Origin of the sequence: Streptomyces sp. NPDC048637 (assembly GCF_040650675.1) — a bacterium.
GTDB lineage: Bacteria > Actinomycetota > Actinomycetes > Streptomycetales > Streptomycetaceae > Streptomyces.
On record NZ_JBEZHQ010000002.1, the window covers coordinates 266,349 to 280,636 of the forward strand.

At 71.0% G+C, this 14,288-nt stretch carries 16 protein-coding genes; 3 read left to right on the top strand and 13 right to left on the bottom strand.

Annotated elements, in window-relative coordinates:
• Window positions 1-108: 108 nt before the first annotated feature.
• From AB0C46_RS04055 to AB0C46_RS04075, 5 genes are all read right to left on the bottom strand, one after another.
• On the bottom strand, window positions 109-1,332 hold the full coding sequence (locus AB0C46_RS04055) for a GTP-binding protein (protein ID WP_362825507.1): 1,224 nt from the start codon (window positions 1,330-1,332) through the stop codon (window positions 109-111).
• A 6-nt stretch (window positions 1,333-1,338) separates the two neighbouring features.
• On the bottom strand, window positions 1,339-1,509 hold the full coding sequence (gene rpmF / locus AB0C46_RS04060) for a 50S ribosomal protein L32 (protein WP_085928160.1): 171 nt from the start codon (window positions 1,507-1,509) through the stop codon (window positions 1,339-1,341).
• A 284-nt stretch (window positions 1,510-1,793) separates the two neighbouring features.
• The gene (locus AB0C46_RS04065; RefSeq protein ID WP_362825508.1) at window positions 1,794-2,849 is read right to left on the bottom strand and encodes an NAD(P)-dependent alcohol dehydrogenase; all 1,056 of its coding nucleotides are present in this window, start codon (window positions 2,847-2,849) and stop codon (window positions 1,794-1,796) included.
• Between the two features lie 290 nt (window positions 2,850-3,139).
• On the bottom strand, window positions 3,140-3,487 hold the full coding sequence (locus tag AB0C46_RS04070) for a hypothetical protein (RefSeq protein ID WP_362825509.1): 348 nt from the start codon (window positions 3,485-3,487) through the stop codon (window positions 3,140-3,142).
• Window positions 3,488-3,637: 150 nt separating this feature from the next.
• A complete protein-coding gene (locus tag AB0C46_RS04075; RefSeq protein WP_362825511.1) occupies window positions 3,638-4,207 on the bottom strand; it encodes a PadR family transcriptional regulator in 570 nt (189 codons plus the stop codon).
• 137 nt (window positions 4,208-4,344) lie between these two features.
• Between AB0C46_RS04075 and AB0C46_RS04080 the strand changes: the two genes are divergently transcribed.
• Window positions 4,345-4,791: a nuclear transport factor 2 family protein gene (locus AB0C46_RS04080; protein ID WP_362825512.1), complete on the top strand. Its 447-nt coding sequence runs from the start codon at window positions 4,345-4,347 to the stop codon at window positions 4,789-4,791.
• Between the two features lie 129 nt (window positions 4,792-4,920).
• Here the strand turns inward: AB0C46_RS04080 and AB0C46_RS04085 are convergent, their stop codons facing one another.
• On the bottom strand, window positions 4,921-5,127 hold the full coding sequence (locus AB0C46_RS04085; protein WP_362825513.1) for a ferredoxin: 207 nt from the start codon (window positions 5,125-5,127) through the stop codon (window positions 4,921-4,923).
• Window positions 5,128-5,229: 102 nt separating this feature from the next.
• Window positions 5,230-6,474 carry a cytochrome P450 gene (locus tag AB0C46_RS04090; RefSeq protein ID WP_362825514.1) on the bottom strand — a complete coding sequence of 415 codons (1,245 nt, stop codon included), beginning with the start codon at window positions 6,472-6,474 and terminating at the stop codon, window positions 5,230-5,232.
• Between the two features lie 311 nt (window positions 6,475-6,785).
• Here AB0C46_RS04090 and AB0C46_RS04095 point away from each other — a divergent pair, with 311 nt between their 5' ends.
• Window positions 6,786-7,265, top strand: a complete 480-nt coding sequence (locus AB0C46_RS04095; RefSeq protein ID WP_362825515.1) for a MarR family transcriptional regulator — start codon at window positions 6,786-6,788, stop codon at window positions 7,263-7,265.
• A 229-nt stretch (window positions 7,266-7,494) separates the two neighbouring features.
• Here the strand turns inward: AB0C46_RS04095 and AB0C46_RS04100 are convergent, their stop codons facing one another.
• The 6 genes from AB0C46_RS04100 to AB0C46_RS04125 all read right to left on the bottom strand — a co-directional run bounded on the left by AB0C46_RS04100 (window position 7,495) and on the right by AB0C46_RS04125 (window position 13,145).
• Entirely contained in the window at window positions 7,495-8,655 is a 1,161-nt protein-coding gene (locus tag AB0C46_RS04100; RefSeq protein WP_362825516.1) for an SPFH domain-containing protein, read from the bottom strand.
• Between the two features lie 11 nt (window positions 8,656-8,666).
• Window positions 8,667-8,918 (bottom strand): hypothetical protein, encoded by a 252-nt coding sequence (locus AB0C46_RS04105; protein WP_362825517.1) that lies wholly within the window; start codon window positions 8,916-8,918, stop codon window positions 8,667-8,669.
• 214 nt (window positions 8,919-9,132) lie between these two features.
• Window positions 9,133-9,789: a peroxiredoxin-like family protein gene (locus AB0C46_RS04110; protein WP_362825518.1), complete on the bottom strand. Its 657-nt coding sequence runs from the start codon at window positions 9,787-9,789 to the stop codon at window positions 9,133-9,135.
• Window positions 9,786-10,439: a TetR/AcrR family transcriptional regulator gene (locus tag AB0C46_RS04115; protein WP_362825520.1), complete on the bottom strand. Its 654-nt coding sequence runs from the start codon at window positions 10,437-10,439 to the stop codon at window positions 9,786-9,788. The genes AB0C46_RS04110 and AB0C46_RS04115 overlap by 4 nt, the downstream gene beginning before the upstream one ends.
• Before the next feature lie 146 nt (window positions 10,440-10,585).
• Window positions 10,586-11,575 (bottom strand): BtrH N-terminal domain-containing protein, encoded by a 990-nt coding sequence (locus AB0C46_RS04120; RefSeq protein ID WP_362825521.1) that lies wholly within the window; start codon window positions 11,573-11,575, stop codon window positions 10,586-10,588.
• A 91-nt stretch (window positions 11,576-11,666) separates the two neighbouring features.
• Window positions 11,667-13,145 (bottom strand): MFS transporter, encoded by a 1,479-nt coding sequence (locus AB0C46_RS04125; RefSeq protein WP_362825522.1) that lies wholly within the window; start codon window positions 13,143-13,145, stop codon window positions 11,667-11,669.
• Between the two features lie 147 nt (window positions 13,146-13,292).
• Here AB0C46_RS04125 and AB0C46_RS04130 point away from each other — a divergent pair, with 147 nt between their 5' ends.
• Complete coding sequence (locus AB0C46_RS04130; RefSeq protein ID WP_362825523.1) at window positions 13,293-14,255, top strand: helix-turn-helix transcriptional regulator; 963 nt, start codon at window positions 13,293-13,295, stop codon at window positions 14,253-14,255.
• Window positions 14,256-14,288: the final 33 nt, after the last annotated feature.

Here is a 14,288-nt window from a genome sequence, read left to right on the forward strand (position 1 = left end):
GCGCTCATCGTCTCCTGCTGGGCGGCGACCCGCTCCGCGAGCCGGCGGTACTCGGCGAGCGCCGCGGCATCCGCGCGATGCCGCTGCAGCTTGAAGTCCGTGGCCCGGTCACCCGGCGAGCGGCACGGCCGGCTCCTCCGTCGCGCTCTCGTGGGCGCACAGGTCCTCGGCGCCGTGGACGCCCCAGGCCGGGAACGGGTCATCGGCCGCCGTGGGCGCGGGTTCGTCGGGGGCGAGGAGGCAGGAGGTCAGGGCGGTGTGCAGCGGCCCGGCGCGCAGACCGGTGCCGATGAAGACCAGCTCCTGGCCGGCCGGGCCCGGCTCCGCACCGCTCGCCGTGGCGGGCTCCGTACGCGCGTCGTCCACGCCCGACGGCTCGAAGCGGGCGACCGAACCGGCCTGGGACCACAGCCCGGTGAGGCCGGGGCGGGTGGCGAGCCGGAAGAAGCCCTTGGAGCGGAGGATGTCGCCGAAGGCGCCGCTGTCGAGCTGTTCGGTGACGAAGTGCCAGAGGCGGGCCGGGTGGAAGGGGCGGCCGGCGCGGAAGACGGTGCTGGAGATGCCGTACTCCTCGGTCTCCGGGACATGGTCACCGTTGAGTTCGCGGACCCAGCCCGGCGCCTGCTGGGCGCGCTCCAGGTCGAAGAGGCCGGTGCCCAGTACCTCGGTCGGCGCCACCGTGCCGTAGCGCGCCGGGGCGATGCGGGCGGCCGGGTTGAGCCGGGCCAGCGTCGCCTGCAGGCGTACGGCGGCCTCGGCGTCGACCAGATCGGTCTTGTTGAGCACGATGACGTCGGCGAACTCGATCTGGTCGATGAGCAGATCGCTGACCGTGCGCTCGTCGTCCTCGTACTGGTCGAGCCCGCGCTCGGCGAGGCCGTCGCCGCCGGCGAGTTCGGGGAGGAAGCCGGCCGCGTCGACGACGGTGACCATGGTGTCCAGGCGCGCGAGGTCGCCGAGCGTGGCGCCGTCGTCGCGGGGAAAGGCGAAGGTCGCGGCGACCGGCATCGGTTCGGAGATGCCGCTGGACTCGATCAGCAGATGGTCGAAGCGCCCCTCCCGGGCCAGCCGGTCGACCTCCTCCAGCAGATCGTCGCGCAGGGTGCAGCAGATGCACCCGTTGGTCATCTCGACGAGCCGCTCCTCGGTGCGGGACAGCGCCGCATCGCCACCGCGCACCAGCGCGGCGTCGATGTTGATCTCGCTCATGTCATTGACGATGACGGCGACGCGCAGGCCCTCCCGGTTGCCCAGGATGTGGTTGAGCAGGGTGGTCTTGCCGGCGCCGAGGAAGCCGGAGAGGACGGTGACCGGCAGCCGGGAGTGCGTCATGGCCGGTCAGCCCTTCGGGTCGATCAGGCCGAGCCGGTAGGCCTTCGCCAGACGGCGCGGCACCTGGTACACGGAGCCGTCGACGGTGACGGGCACCAGCTGGGGAGTGGTGGCCTTCCACTGGGCCCGGCGGTGGCGGGTGTTGCTGCGGGAGAGCTTGCGCTTGGGTACGGCCATGGGACGGGCCTCCTACGGGACGGGTGGGTGCCGGCGCGGTGCACCGGGGCGTCGTCGGGAGGCTATATGGAAATGGGTGCCATTTTCAATAATGCGGTGTGGGGTGTGGGGTGTGGGGTGTGCGGTGTGCGGTGTGCGACCTCCGGGGTGCGGGGTGCGGGGTGCGGCGTCCGGGAGCGCGGGGCGGCCCCGTTCGCCGACTGCCGCGTACGCATCCGCCCGGGGCGGCCCGCAACAGGCCACCCCGGGCGGCATCGCGCAGGGGGAGGAGACCCCCGGAGGGATCAGATCGTGGCGGTGTCGATCACGAAGCGGTAGCGCACATCGCTCGCCATGACCCGCTCGTACGCCTCGTTGATCCGGTCCGCGCTGATCACCTCGATGTCCGCGGCCAGCCCGTGCCCACCGCAGAAGTCGAGCATCTCCTGGGTCTCCGGGATGCCGCCGATCATCGAGCCGGCGATCGACTTGCGCTGCGGGAGCAGTGCGAACGGCGCGACCGGCAGCGGATTCTCCGGGGCGCCGACCTGGACCAGGGTGCCGTCGGTGCGCAGCAGCCCGAGGTAGGCGTTCACGTCCAGGTTGGCCGAAACGGTGTTGATGATCAGGTCGAAGGTGCCCGCCAGTTCTTCGAAGGTGGCCGGGTCGGACGTCGCGTAGTAGTGGTCCGCACCCAGCCGCAGACCGTCGTCCTTCTTGCGCAGCGACTGGCTCAGCACGGTGACCTCCGCGCCCATCGCATGCGCGATCTTCACGCCCATGTGGCCGAGGCCGCCCAGGCCGACGACCGCGACCTTCTTGCCGGGGCCGGCCTTCCAGTGGGCGAGCGGCGAGTAGAGGGTGATACCGGCGCAGAGCAGCGGGGCCGCGGCGTCCAGCGGGATGCTCTCGGGTATCCGCAGTGCGTAGTTCTCGTCGACGACGATATGGGTGGAGTAGCCGCCGTGGGTGGTCTCGCCGTCCCGGCCGGTGGCGTTGTACGTGCCGACGTTGCCGAGCTCGCCGGTGCAGTACTGCTGCAGCCCGGCCCGGCAGTTGTCGCACTCCCGGCAGGAGTCGACGAAGCAGCCGACGCCGACCCGGTCGCCTGCCCGGTAGCGGGTGACCTCGGCGCCGACCTCGGCGACCACACCGGCGATCTCATGGCCGGGGACGATCGGGAAGGCCCCGCCGTCGCCCCACTCGGCGCGCACGGTGTGGATGTCGGAGTGGCAGATACCGGCGTACTTGATGTCGATCAGGACGTCGTGGGCACCCAACTCGCGGCGCGGAATCGTGATCCGCTCCAGCGGTGCCTTCGGGGCGGGCGCGGCGTACGCGGAGACAGAGGTGTGTGTCATGCCACCGAGAATGCGTCCTTCCGCCTGCCCTGACCAGTGCCCCTTCAGCCTATGCGGGGCGTGCCTAGTACTGGCCGAACCCCCCTCGGGCCCGGGGGCCCGCAAGGTCCTCCGCCCTCCGCCATCTGCCCTCCGCCATCTGCCATCCGTCGGCCGGCCGTCGGCCCGTGGCCCATGAGAGCTGGCCCTGCCCGCCGACCCCGGCCAGTAGGCGGTCACCTACCCCGCCGGACCGGGGTCGCGGCCGGCCGTAGCGCTCCGGTGGCCGGTGGCCGGCGGCCGGCGTCGGATCAGGAGAAGACCACCGAGCGGACCTTCAGCCGCTCCGAGCCATGACCGCCGTTCGGCCGGAGGCTGAAGTAGTCGCCCGTGCAGTCGGCGCCCGCGAACACCGTCGCGACGGACGAGGTGTAGTTCTTCGGGGTGTGCGCGGGCGGCACGGCCGGGTCGGCCACTTCGGGGAGGGTGATGCACACCTGGCTCACCGGGTCCGGCAGCAGTCCCACGTGCGGCGTGCCGGTCTGGTCGGTGTAGATGTAGGTGAAGGGGCCGGTGGCCGCGCCGGCCGGGGCGGCGGGCAGGGACAGGGCGAGCGCGAGCGTGCTGACGGCGATGGCGGCGGTGTGACGAAGACGCATACGGATATTCCTTCCATTCCGGTTCCGTGCGGAATGTGTGCTTCCCGGCCTTCCGCCCGGTGATGTGCGTCGTCACACGAAGGAGTTGCGGCGAAACGATCCCTCGGCCGTTGTTCGGGCCCGGGGTCTGTCGCTGAATGCCGGGCCGCCCTACGGCTCTTCGTGCCCGCCATGCCGCGCCCGCAGGATGCCGGCGCTCCGCTCGCACCAGTCGCGGGTCTCCCGTTCGAAGGCGAGACCGCGCAGACAGGTCAGATACGGGCCGAGCCGCGCGCCGTGGGCCAGGAACTCCGCCTCGTCCCGCCCGTCGCGCAGCCGCACCGCCAGCTGTTCGAGGATCTCGACCTTGGCGGCGGCGGTCCGCGCCCGCGCGTCCAGCTGCTCGATCACCGGCGCGGCGTCGATCCGGTCCACGGCCTGCACCTTGACCAGCAGATCGTCGCGGATGAACGACGGCTTGGCGGTGGTCGCCGCGAACCGCTCCAGCTCGGCCAGGCCCTCCTCGGTGACATGGAACAGCCGCTTGTTCGGCCGGGTCTCCTGGATCACCTGGCGGCCGGCGACCAGCCCGTCCGCCTCCAGTTTGGTCAGCTCCGCGTAGAGCTGCTGCGGCAGTGCGTGCCAGAAGTTGGCGACCCCGGCGTCGAACGCCTTGGCCAGCTGATAGCCGCTGTACTCGCCGTCCAGCAGTGCCGCCAGCACCGCGTGCCTGAGAGCCATGGCCCGGCCACCCCTTCCCATACTCAAGAATATGACTAATCATAGTCACGACTATGAGAGGGCGGGGACCGAACCGCGGCCGGGGTGCGCCCGCGGCTGTTCGGACGGCTGCCCGGCCGAGGCGAGGAGGAAGAGTCATGGGGACGACCGCGGACCGCTTCAAGGCGGCGGTGGAGGCACAGGAACTCGATGCGCTGGACGGGCTGTTCACCGAGGACGTCCGCCTCTACAGCCCGGTGAAGTTCACGCCCTTCGAGGGGCGGCCGATGGTGCTCGGGCTCTTCGGGGTGCTGGTGCGCACCTTCGAGGACTTCCACTACGTGGGCGAGCTGACGGGCAGTGCGCAGACGGCGGCGGGAGCGGACGGCGGCTCCGCCGACTCCACGGTCCTGATCTTCCGGGCCACCGTGAACGGCAAGGAGATCCATGGCATCGATCTGCTGCAGTTCGACGAGGCGGGCCGGATCAAGGAGTTCACGGTGATGGTGCGGCCGCAGTCCGCGGTGCATGCGCTGGGCGAGGCGGTGCTGGCCGGGCTGGTCGAGGACGGGCTGGTCGAGGACGGGCTGGTGCCGCAGGGGTAGGGGCGCCCGGCCGGGGCGGCTCTTCCGGGGCGGGCCGGGTCACTGCCCCCGTGAACGTCGCCGTCAGGAGGAATCCGTCCCTCTGACGGCGACCGCACGTGCCCCGCGGGCCAGGCCCGAAGGAATCGGCTACACCCGCTCCGCCTGTTCTACCGTGATGGCCGCGGCCGGGCAGATGGCCGCCGCCTCGTGCACGGCTTCGTGCAGTGCGGCCGGCGGTTCGGCGTCGAGCAGCAGGACGATGCCGTCCTCCTCGCGCTGGTCGAACACCTCCGGCGCGGACAGCACACAGCTTCCGGCGCCGCAGCACTTGTCCTGGTCAATGTGTACGCGCATGGTTCTCTCCATGATGGGCCGCCCGGCTTCCTGAGGCCGTGGGCGGACGGGCCGGAACGGGATGACGGGAACTGCCGGGGCAGCGGTGCCGGGCGCGGGGGCTCACCACGCGACCGGCAGGGCGTGCACCCCGTAGATCCCCATGTCGTGACGGAACGGGACGTCCTCGAAGGGGATGTCGAGCCGCAGGCCGGGCAGCCGGCGCAGCAGTGTCTCCAGGGCGATCTGCAGTTCCACGCGGGCGAGGGGCTGGCCCAGGCACTGGTGGACGCCGAAGCCGAAGGCGACATGACGGCGGGCATCGCGGCTGACGTCGAGCGCGGCGGCCCCGGGGAAGATCTCCTCGTCGCGGTTGGCGGCGTTGAGTGCGCACAGCACGCCCTCGCCGGCGCGGATGGTGTGGCCGCCGATGGTGACGTCCTCGTCGGCGATCCGCGGGAGACCGTTGTGGACGATCGTCAGATAGCGCAGCAGTTCCTCGACGGCCCCCTTGATGAGCGAGGGGTCCGCGCGCAGCCGCGCGAGCTGGTCGGGGTTGCGCAGCAGGGTGAGGGTGGACAGGGCGGTCATGTTGGCGGTGGTCTCATGACCCGCGACCAGTAACAGCCGTCCCATGGAGGCGATGGCGTCGTCGTCGAGTTCGCCGCGGGCGACCAGCCGGCTGACGATGCCGTCGTCGGGTTCGCGCCGCTTGGACTCGGCGAGCCGGCGCAGAAAGTCCTGCAGCTCCTCCTGCGCGGTGCGCACCTCCTCGGCCGTCGAGCGGAGGCTGAGCAGGACGCTGCTGCACTTCTGGAAGAACCCATGGTCGTCGTAGGGGACGCCGAGCAGCAGGCAGATCACCAGGGACGGCAGCGGCAGCGCGAACTCCGCGACGAGGTCGGCCGCCCGGCGCCCCTCGGTCATCCGGTCCAGCAGCTCGTCGGCGAGGCGCTGCACCTCGGGGCGCATCGCCTCCATCTTCTTCACCATGAAGTCGGCGGTGAGCATCCGGCGCAGCCGCGCATGCTCGGGGTCGTCCTGGCGGATGAACGACGGGGTGCCGGTGGCGAATTGACGTGCGCCGGCGGTCAGGAACGGGAATCCCGGGCGGGTGCCATCCGCGCTGAACCGCGGATCGCCGAGCACCTCCCGTACGTCCTCATGCCGGGTCACCAGCCAACAGGAGGAGCCGTCCCACAGCGTCGCCCGGGTGATCGGCTCCTCCCGCTGGGCGCGTTCGAGCTCGGGTGCCGGATCGAAAGGGCAGCCGGTGGCCCGTGCGGCCGGGACGGCGACGGGGGCGAGGAGAGCGCCCGGTCCGGTGTCCTGCTCCTGCTCCTTCTCGATGCGTTCTGCAGTCGTCATTCGGCTGGTCCTTCCACGATCGGGACACGGCACTGCCGTGGCGAACGGTGCGGGTAGCGCCACTCCTTGACGGGACATGCGAACTCGGTAGCCGGCTCGGGCGGCCGCGGTGACCAGCGGCGATCACGGTCGGCGACAACTAGTTACCTAACTTAAGCAACTAAGTTGTTCTACGCTAACTCAATGCCGGAGGGGGAGGGAAGGGGAGAACGCAGCGCGCACGAGGTTGGCTCAAACCGGGCGGACGCCCGTACGGAACGGGCAGGTCACGGGTCGGATCGCGGCGTTGCGCGGGCCGCTAAAGTGCCTGCATGCCGGACCCCGGAAGAGACCAGGACCCCACCGTCGCACTGCAAAGAGTGCTGGCCACGCTGTCCTACCTGCTCACCCGCTCCCGGGCGCACGAACGCCAGGCGGCCGAGGCGGGCGTCACCGCGGCACGCTCCGATCTCTGGCTGCTGATGGCCCTGGAGGACAGCGGAGGCATCAGCAGGGTCGGTGATCTGGCCGCCCTGCTGATGGTCGAACCGCCGCATGTCACCCGTCAGATCGGCCAGTTGGAGGCCCAGGACCTGGTCGAACGGACCCCGGACTCAGCCGACCGCCGCGCCCGCAAAGTGGCGATCACCCCGCATGGCAAGGCCGTCCTCAACCGTCTTCAGCAAACCAGCCACGCCGGTCTCCATGAGGCGCTCGCCGGATTCGACGACGCCGATATCGCCGCCACCGTCGCGGTGCTCAACCATCTGGTGGCCTACGCCCGGGAGAAGTTCACGGCCGAAGAGCGGTAGTGAGGGCGGGGAGGTGAGCGGGGGAGGGGAAGGGTGGGGCCTGGGGCGGAGTGGGGTGCTGTGCGGGGCCCGGGGCGGAGTGAGGTGCCGTGCGGGGGCCGGGGCGGAGTGAGGTGCCGTGCGGGGGCCCTGGGCGGAGTGAGGTGCCGTGCGGGCGCCCGGGGCGGGGGCGTCGTGGGCCCGGCCTGATCCGTGTGTACGGCCTCGGCCGGGCCCCGTTCTGCCGGTGCTACTCGATCTCGACGCGGCCGCTGGAGCCGTTGGCCGCTCCGGAGCCGCCGTTCTTGTCGGCGTGGGGGTTCTGCCCGTCGGCGGTGCCGAGGTTGCGGCGGACCGAGTCGAGGATGGTCAGGCCCTGGCCGACCAGGCCGGCGGCGATCTCGCCGAGGCCGTCGGTGCCGTTGAGGACGTTGACGTTGGCGTTGGCCAGGCCCGCGGAGGCCTCCTTGACGATCTCCGGAAGCTGGTCGATGAGCATCCGGTCCAGGGCCACCCGGTCGTGCGAGGCGGCGGCCTCGGCCTGGATCTTCATCCGCTCGGCCTCGGCCAGGGCCAGCAGCCGGATGCGCTCGGCCTCCGCCTCGGCGGGCTTGACGATCTCGGCCACCAGCTCCTGCTGGCGCAACTGGGCGGCGCGCTCGGCGAGTTCGGTCTGGGCGGCGAGGACTTCCTGCTGTGCGTGGGCCTGGGCGAGCGGGCCGGCCTGGGCGGCGCGGGCCTGGGCGCGGTCCACCTCGGCGGAGTACTCGGCCTGCACCACGGCGGTCTGCCGGGAGTACTCGGCCTGATTACGTGCGGCCTCCTGCTGCGCCTCGACCGATGCCTGGGTGGCCTGGGCCTGGGCGATCTGTGCCTGCCGCTGGATGGCGGCCTTGTGCGGGGCGGACATCGCCTCGATGTAGCCGGTCTCACCGTCGTCGATCGACTGGATCTGCAGCGAGTCGACGATCAGACCGATCTTCGCCATCTCGGTCTTGGACGTCTCCAGTACCTCGGTGGCCAGCTTCTGCCGCTCGGTGACGATCTCCTCGACCGTCATCGAACCGATGATGGAGCGCAGATGACCGGCGAAGATCCGGCCGGTCAGTACCGACATCTGGTCCTGCTCGGACAGGAATCGCTGACCGGCGTTGACCACGCTCTCGGTGTCGTTGCCGACCTTGAACGCGATCACGGCGCGCACCGTCAGCGCAATGCCCTGCCGGGTCACACAGGTCTCGGCGACCTCCGCCTCACACATCGCCAGCGTCAGAAAACGGACCTTGCGGAAGACCGGCAGCACGAACTTGCCGTGCCCGGTCACCACTCGGAATGGCGCGCCCCCTTGTCCACGCCTGCCGCCCGAAATCAGCATGGCTTGATCGGGGGCAGGAACGCGGTAACCGAACATCTTTTGTCTCCTCAGCCTGCGTTGCCGGCACCGCCGGTCAACGCGTCCAACGGATCGGCCCATTCCATGACGTCGACCTGGCGACTGCCACGGGAGTCGATGACGAGCACGGTCGCCCCTACCGGAAGGGGCTCGGTGGACCAGGCGAGAAAGGCTTCGGAGCCACCCCTGATCCGCACCAGGACCTCACCGGGACCGGCAGCCCCACGAGTGCCGATCAGAAGCACTCCCGTACAGCCGACTACGGCATCGTCCTGCGCCATCGGCGGCTGCCCTCCCCCGTTTACGTTCCTGGAAATCCGACCTTAGCGCTACGGTGCGCGGCGGCCTATGGGGGGATGCTGGCGAGTTGGGACGCCGGTTCGCGCCCGGTCATTTTTCTCGTGAAGAGGGCCCTGAATGCGGTGCGGAATTTCCGTTGGGCCGGTCTGCCGCAGATTCGGTGCGGAGGTCGGTGCCCCGGCATCGGCGGGGAATTCAGTGTGCCGAGGGCAGGGCGTCGAGAGCGGCGAGGATGTCGGAGGGTTCGGCGCGTGCGGTGTAGTCGGTGTCGAGGAAGGACCAGCGGATGGTGGCGTCCCGGTCGATGACGTAGGTGGCGGGGAGCGGCAGGGTGCGCGGATGTCCGCCGTTGACCCGCTGCAGGTCAAAGCCGAAGGACTCGTACACGACGGCCAGGTCGTCGGGCAGGTCGAAGCTGATGCCGAACTGCTGGGCGGTGTGCGAGCCGAGGTCGCTGAGGACCTCGAAGGCGAGTGAGTGCTTTTCGGTGAGGGTGAGGGACTCATCCGGGATCTGCGGCGATATGGCGACCAACTGAGCGCCGCGGGCGGTGATATCGGCGTGCTGCTGCTGGAGGGCGCGCAGCGCGAAGTTGCAGTAGGGGCACCAGGCGCCGCGGTAGAAGGTGAGCACGACCGGGCCCGCGGACAGCAGTGCGTCCAGGGTGACGGTGGCGCCGGTCGCGGTGGGGAGGCTGAAGCGCGGCGCCGTGTCTCCGGTCTGCAGGGCCTGCGCGGCCAGGCCGGAGTCGGTGAGCTCGCGGCCGGCCCGCTCCATCACCTCACGGGCGGATGCGGGGAGTTCGGGGTAGCGGGTGCGGAAGAAGGTGGTGAGTTCGTCGTGGAGGCTCATTGCGGTGGGTGCTCCTGAGGTGGGAAGGGGGCGCGCAGCGGCGCGAGGGCAGCGGTCACCGTGTCGGTCAGCGCCTGGGCGTCGGCACCGGCGCGGGAGCGCAGATTGACGCCGTACGCGAGGGTCGCCAGCACCGCGGCGGAGGCGTCGAGATCGCAGGACGGCTGGAGGTGCCCCAGGCCGGCGGCGTTGCCCAGGGCCGCGCGCATGGCCGACTGGAGCATGTGGTGGTGGTCTTCGAGCAGGGTGCGGATGCCGGTGTCGGCGCACTCCGGGCCGGCGTGGGCGTTGGTGACCATGCAGCCCCAGCCGGCGACCGGGCCGGAGCAGCGCACCTCGATCAGTCCGGCGAAGAACTCCTCGATCGAGGTCAGCCCCGAGGACGCCTGCGACAGCCGGGCGAAGGCCGGTGTCGAGTGCTGCGCTATATAGCGGCCCAGCGCCGCGGCGTAGAGACCGTCCTTGTTGCCGAAGGTCGCATAGAGGCTGGAGCGGCTCACGCCGGTGGCGGTCACCAGCGCCTGGACGCCGGTCGTCGGCAGGCCGTCGCGCCAGAAGACCTGGATCGCTTCGTCGAGCACGAGGTCGGGATGGAAGTGCTTGATGTCGGGCATGGCCGGGCTGCTCGTTTCGTTGTCACGAGAAGTCATGCAGGGTCGTCGATCCCGCCCCCTATCTCGGAACGGTCATTCCAAGATAGGTCGAGAGCCCTTTCCTGACAAGGAGTTGGGGAAATCGGCTGAGGACAGGATCTGGAACCTGCCCTTCCGGCAAGGGGGTTGGGGAAGGGCAGGGTCTACACCTGGAGCAGGCTGAGTGCCTGCATCGCCTCGCGTTCGATGCGCGAGAGCTCGTGGAGGACGGAGCCGGCCTGCATGAGGTGCTTCGCATCGCCGGATTCGCCTGCGGTCGCGAGGAGTGCGGCCACCTGTGTCCAGAGGGTGGCGGCCTCGGTATACAGGGTGTGGCCGGTGCGCAGGTGGCTGCTGTCGATCAGCTGGGCGCACTCGGCGAGGAAGTCCCGGTAGAGATTGCGGAACAGGGCACCGCCGGTGCCGGCCCGCTCCATGAGGACGGCGGTCCGTGGCAGGTCTTCCTTCGGACTGTCGCTGCGCTGCAGCCACTTCGGCACCTGCTTGGCGGCCTTCTCGATGCCCCGGTGGCCCAGGTTCGCGATGGGCGGGTTCAGGAAGGCGTCGGCGCAGGTCTTGATCGCGGGGATGAGGCAGTCCGGTGGGGGCGTCGGGCTGCTGGGCGCTGTGATGGTGAAGGAGCGGTGCTTGGCGGTCATGGGGCCGCGCTCGGCCCTGGCTCTGGCCAGGCCGGCGAGGCTGGTGGAGACGGCTCCGCCCTGCGGGGCGGTGTCCACCAAGTAGGCGTCGTGTTCGTCGTAGCCGTACATGGCCACGATGTGCCCGCCGAAGTGCACCTTGGTGGTGAAGTAGTCCAGGTGGTAGCTGTCGAGTTGCAGGCCGACCGGCCGACCGGCGTCAAGGGGGGCCGCCACGTTCTGCCATGCCTTGCGCGGGGAGACGGTCTCCCCGGTCAGCAGCTCAAGCCCGAGGGCGGCGGCCAGGTTCCTGGTGAGCTCGAACGGCTTGACCCGGCCTCCCAGGAAGGGAAAACCCATGGCTTTGCTGTCCCAGTAGATGAAGGACAGCCCGGAGCCGAGCCCGAACAGCATGGGCTCGGACAAGTCGATTCCCTCATGCCGCAGAAGCACGCCCAGCGCCGTCGTCTCGCAGTGCTGCATGCCGCGGACATCGATGTCTTTCACCATGGCCATGCCGCTCATTCTCCTCCCCTCACCTGACGACAACCCTGCAGATGAGGGTGCCTGGCCGCCATGTTCCAGGCGTGATCCGCCGGGCAGGCCCTTAAGCGCGGCGGTCCGCGGCCGGGTCCGGGAGGAGCGGCAGCAGTGCCGAGATCGCCGCGGACAGCACGATGTTGAGGACCACCGCGGCCGCCAGCGCATGTCCGTACGCGCCGGGAGCAGGGTGCGCGGCGCCGCCCAGCGCGCCGTAGTAGAGGATGCCGACGACGGCCACGCCGACCGCGCCGCCGACCTGCTGGCCGGTGGAGAGCACTCCGGAGGCCATGCCCACCTCCTCCGGACCGACATTGCCGAGCACCGCGTTCAGCAGCGGGGTGACCAGCAGACCGTTGCCCGCACCCACCAGGACCAGGGCCGGCGCCAGTTCCCAGGCGGTCAGTGCGGCACCGGCGTGGACGGCCAGGAAGAGGGTGCCGAGGAAGCCCACCGCGCCGAGCAGGGCGCCGAGTTGCAGCACCCGCCGCCCGAAGCGGGCCAGCCGCCCGGCGAGCAGGCTGGCGGCGAAGAAGGCGACGGCGAGCGGGGTGTAGACCAGGCCCGCGCCGAGCGCGTCCAGTCCCAGACCGTCCTGCAGCGTCAACGACAGGATCAGGAAGAAGGAGTTGATGCCCGCGTACGTGAGGACGACCAGGGCCATCCCGACCGCGAACGCCCGCTCGCCGAACAGCCGCAGCCGCACGAGCGGGGCGCCGCCCCGGGCGTCCACCCGCCGCTCCACCAGGCCGAACACGGCGAACGCGGGCACGCAGGCGGCCAGCCCGAGCCAGGCCCACAGCGGCCAGCCGTACGCCCGGCCCTCGACCAGCGGCACCACCAGCAGAAAGAGGGCCACGGTCAGCGCCACGGCGCCGGGCAGATCGAGCCGCCTGGCCCGGGGCGCCCGCGACTCGGGCACGAACCGGCCCGCGAGCAGCAGCGTCACCACTCCCACGGGCACATTGACCCAGAAGACCGGCCGCCACGACGAGCCGAAGAGGTCGGCGGCGATCAGCAGACCGCCGGCCAACTGCCCGGACATCGTGGCGATACCGATGACCGCGCCGAGCGCTCCGAAGGCCTTGGGGCGCTTGTCTTCCGGGATCAGCACCTGGATCACCGCGAAGACCTGCGGGAACATCGCGGCCGCGCCGACGCCCTGGACCAGCCGCGCGGCGATCAGGCTGCCGGAGCCGGGCGCGAGCGCACAGCCCACGGAGGACAGGGTGAACAGCGCCATCCCGGTCATGAACAGCCGCTTGCGGCCGAAGCGGTCGCCGAGCCGCGCGCCGGTGATCAGGGCGAGGGCGTAGGTGAGCTGATAGCCCGCCAGGATGAGCTGGACATCGGCGGTGGAGGAGTGCAGATCGGCCTGGATGGCGGGGGCGGCGACCAGCACGATGAAGGTGTCGAGCACGGCCATGAACGCCCCGACCAGCACGATGGTCAGGGCCCGCCACGGCGCCGCACCGGCCTGCCGGGCGGGCGGCCGGACCGGCGCGGCAGGCCGTGCGGTGGCGTCTGCGGGTGGGGTCTGGGTCATGCCGCCAGCGTCGGACAGCCCCGGCCGGACATACAGAGACCACTTATGCTGGTGCCCCCACCACCCCCATCCGTGCTGCGCCCGGAGACGCGTGCAGCGGGCCCCATCCGGCCGGCACCGTGCGAGCTGCGGCGAACGGGAGTCTCGATGGCTGACCAGCAACGGCGGCGAAGCCTGGCGGAGTTCCTGCGCGCGCGCCGGGAACGGCTCTCGCCCCAGGAGGCGGGCATCCTCGCCGGTCCCCGGCGGCGCACCCCGGGGCTGCGGCGGGAAGAGGTCGCCCAGCTCTCCGGCGTCAGCGTGACCTGGTACACCTGGCTGGAGCAGGCACGCGACATCACCGTCAGCGGACAGGTCCTCACGGGCCTGGCGCGCGCCCTGATGCTGAGCTCGGTCGAGCGCCGGCATCTGTTCGCGCTGGCCGGGGTGCCGCTGCCGGAGCGGCCGCCGGGCCGCGGCCCCGGGCCCGCCCTGCAGCGGCTGGTGGACGCGCTCGAACCGAACCCCGCCTACCTCCTCGACGCCAACTGGGACCTGGTGGGCTGGAACCGCGCCGAGGCGGGCCTGATCGGTGACCCGGGCGAGCTGGAGCCGGCCGAACGCAATCTGCTGTGGCTGGTGTTCATGGACCCGGCGATGCGCGCCCTGCTCGCCGACTGGGACGGACAGGCGCGGGATCTGGTCGCCCAGTTCCGGGCCGATGCCCGGCAGCGCGTGGGGGACCCGCGCCACGAGCAGCTCACGGGCGGCCTGCGGGCGGCGAGCGAGGAGTTCCGGGCCTGGTGGGAGGCGCATGACATCGCGGAGTTCGGCAGCAGCCGCCGGACCTTCCACCATCCGCGCGTCGGGGCGCTGACCTTCGACTATGTGAAGCTGGCAGCGCTGGACGCGCCCGGCATCAAGCTGTTCGCCTGTATGCCGGCCGATGCCGGGACGGCGGAGAAGCTGCCCGCGTTGCAGCGGTGTGCGGGGGGCGGGGCGTCGCCGGGTGCGGAAGTGACGGACGTGGAAGCGGCGGACGCGGAAGCGGCGTACGGGGGAACGGTGGACGCGGGAACGGCGGACGCGGACGCGGGAACGGTGGACGGGCCGGCCGTCTCGCCTGCGTGAGGAGACCGGCCGCCCGTCTCAGGCGTCCTGGCG

What these genes read in the sequence shown, in the direction of transcription:
- AB0C46_RS04115 (WP_362825520.1), bottom strand. Translation starts at nt 10,439, where the DNA reads ATGACTTCTCGTGACAACGAAACGAGCAGCCCGGCCATGCCCGACATC.
- AB0C46_RS04055 (WP_362825507.1), bottom strand. Translation starts at nt 1,332, where the DNA reads ATGACGCACTCCCGGCTGCCGGTCACCGTCCTCTCCGGCTTCCTCGGC.
- AB0C46_RS04090 (WP_362825514.1), bottom strand. Translation starts at nt 6,474, where the DNA reads ATGACGACTGCAGAACGCATCGAGAAGGAGCAGGAGCAGGACACCGGA.
- AB0C46_RS04080 (WP_362825512.1), top strand. Translation starts at nt 4,345, where the DNA reads ATGGGGACGACCGCGGACCGCTTCAAGGCGGCGGTGGAGGCACAGGAA.
- AB0C46_RS04105 (WP_362825517.1), bottom strand. Translation starts at nt 8,918, where the DNA reads ATGGCGCAGGACGATGCCGTAGTCGGCTGTACGGGAGTGCTTCTGATC.
- AB0C46_RS04130 (WP_362825523.1), top strand. Translation starts at nt 13,293, where the DNA reads ATGGCTGACCAGCAACGGCGGCGAAGCCTGGCGGAGTTCCTGCGCGCG.
- AB0C46_RS04065 (WP_362825508.1), bottom strand. Translation starts at nt 2,849, where the DNA reads ATGACACACACCTCTGTCTCCGCGTACGCCGCGCCCGCCCCGAAGGCA.
- AB0C46_RS04095 (WP_362825515.1), top strand. Translation starts at nt 6,786, where the DNA reads ATGCCGGACCCCGGAAGAGACCAGGACCCCACCGTCGCACTGCAAAGA.
- AB0C46_RS04120 (WP_362825521.1), bottom strand. Translation starts at nt 11,575, where the DNA reads ATGGCCATGGTGAAAGACATCGATGTCCGCGGCATGCAGCACTGCGAG.
- AB0C46_RS04110 (WP_362825518.1), bottom strand. Translation starts at nt 9,789, where the DNA reads ATGAGCCTCCACGACGAACTCACCACCTTCTTCCGCACCCGCTACCCC.
- AB0C46_RS04100 (WP_362825516.1), bottom strand. Translation starts at nt 8,655, where the DNA reads ATGTTCGGTTACCGCGTTCCTGCCCCCGATCAAGCCATGCTGATTTCG.
- AB0C46_RS04125 (WP_362825522.1), bottom strand. Translation starts at nt 13,145, where the DNA reads ATGACCCAGACCCCACCCGCAGACGCCACCGCACGGCCTGCCGCGCCG.
- AB0C46_RS04085 (WP_362825513.1), bottom strand. Translation starts at nt 5,127, where the DNA reads ATGCGCGTACACATTGACCAGGACAAGTGCTGCGGCGCCGGAAGCTGT.
- AB0C46_RS04070 (WP_362825509.1), bottom strand. Translation starts at nt 3,487, where the DNA reads ATGCGTCTTCGTCACACCGCCGCCATCGCCGTCAGCACGCTCGCGCTC.
- rpmF (WP_085928160.1), bottom strand. Translation starts at nt 1,509, where the DNA reads ATGGCCGTACCCAAGCGCAAGCTCTCCCGCAGCAACACCCGCCACCGC.
- AB0C46_RS04075 (WP_362825511.1), bottom strand. Translation starts at nt 4,207, where the DNA reads ATGGCTCTCAGGCACGCGGTGCTGGCGGCACTGCTGGACGGCGAGTAC.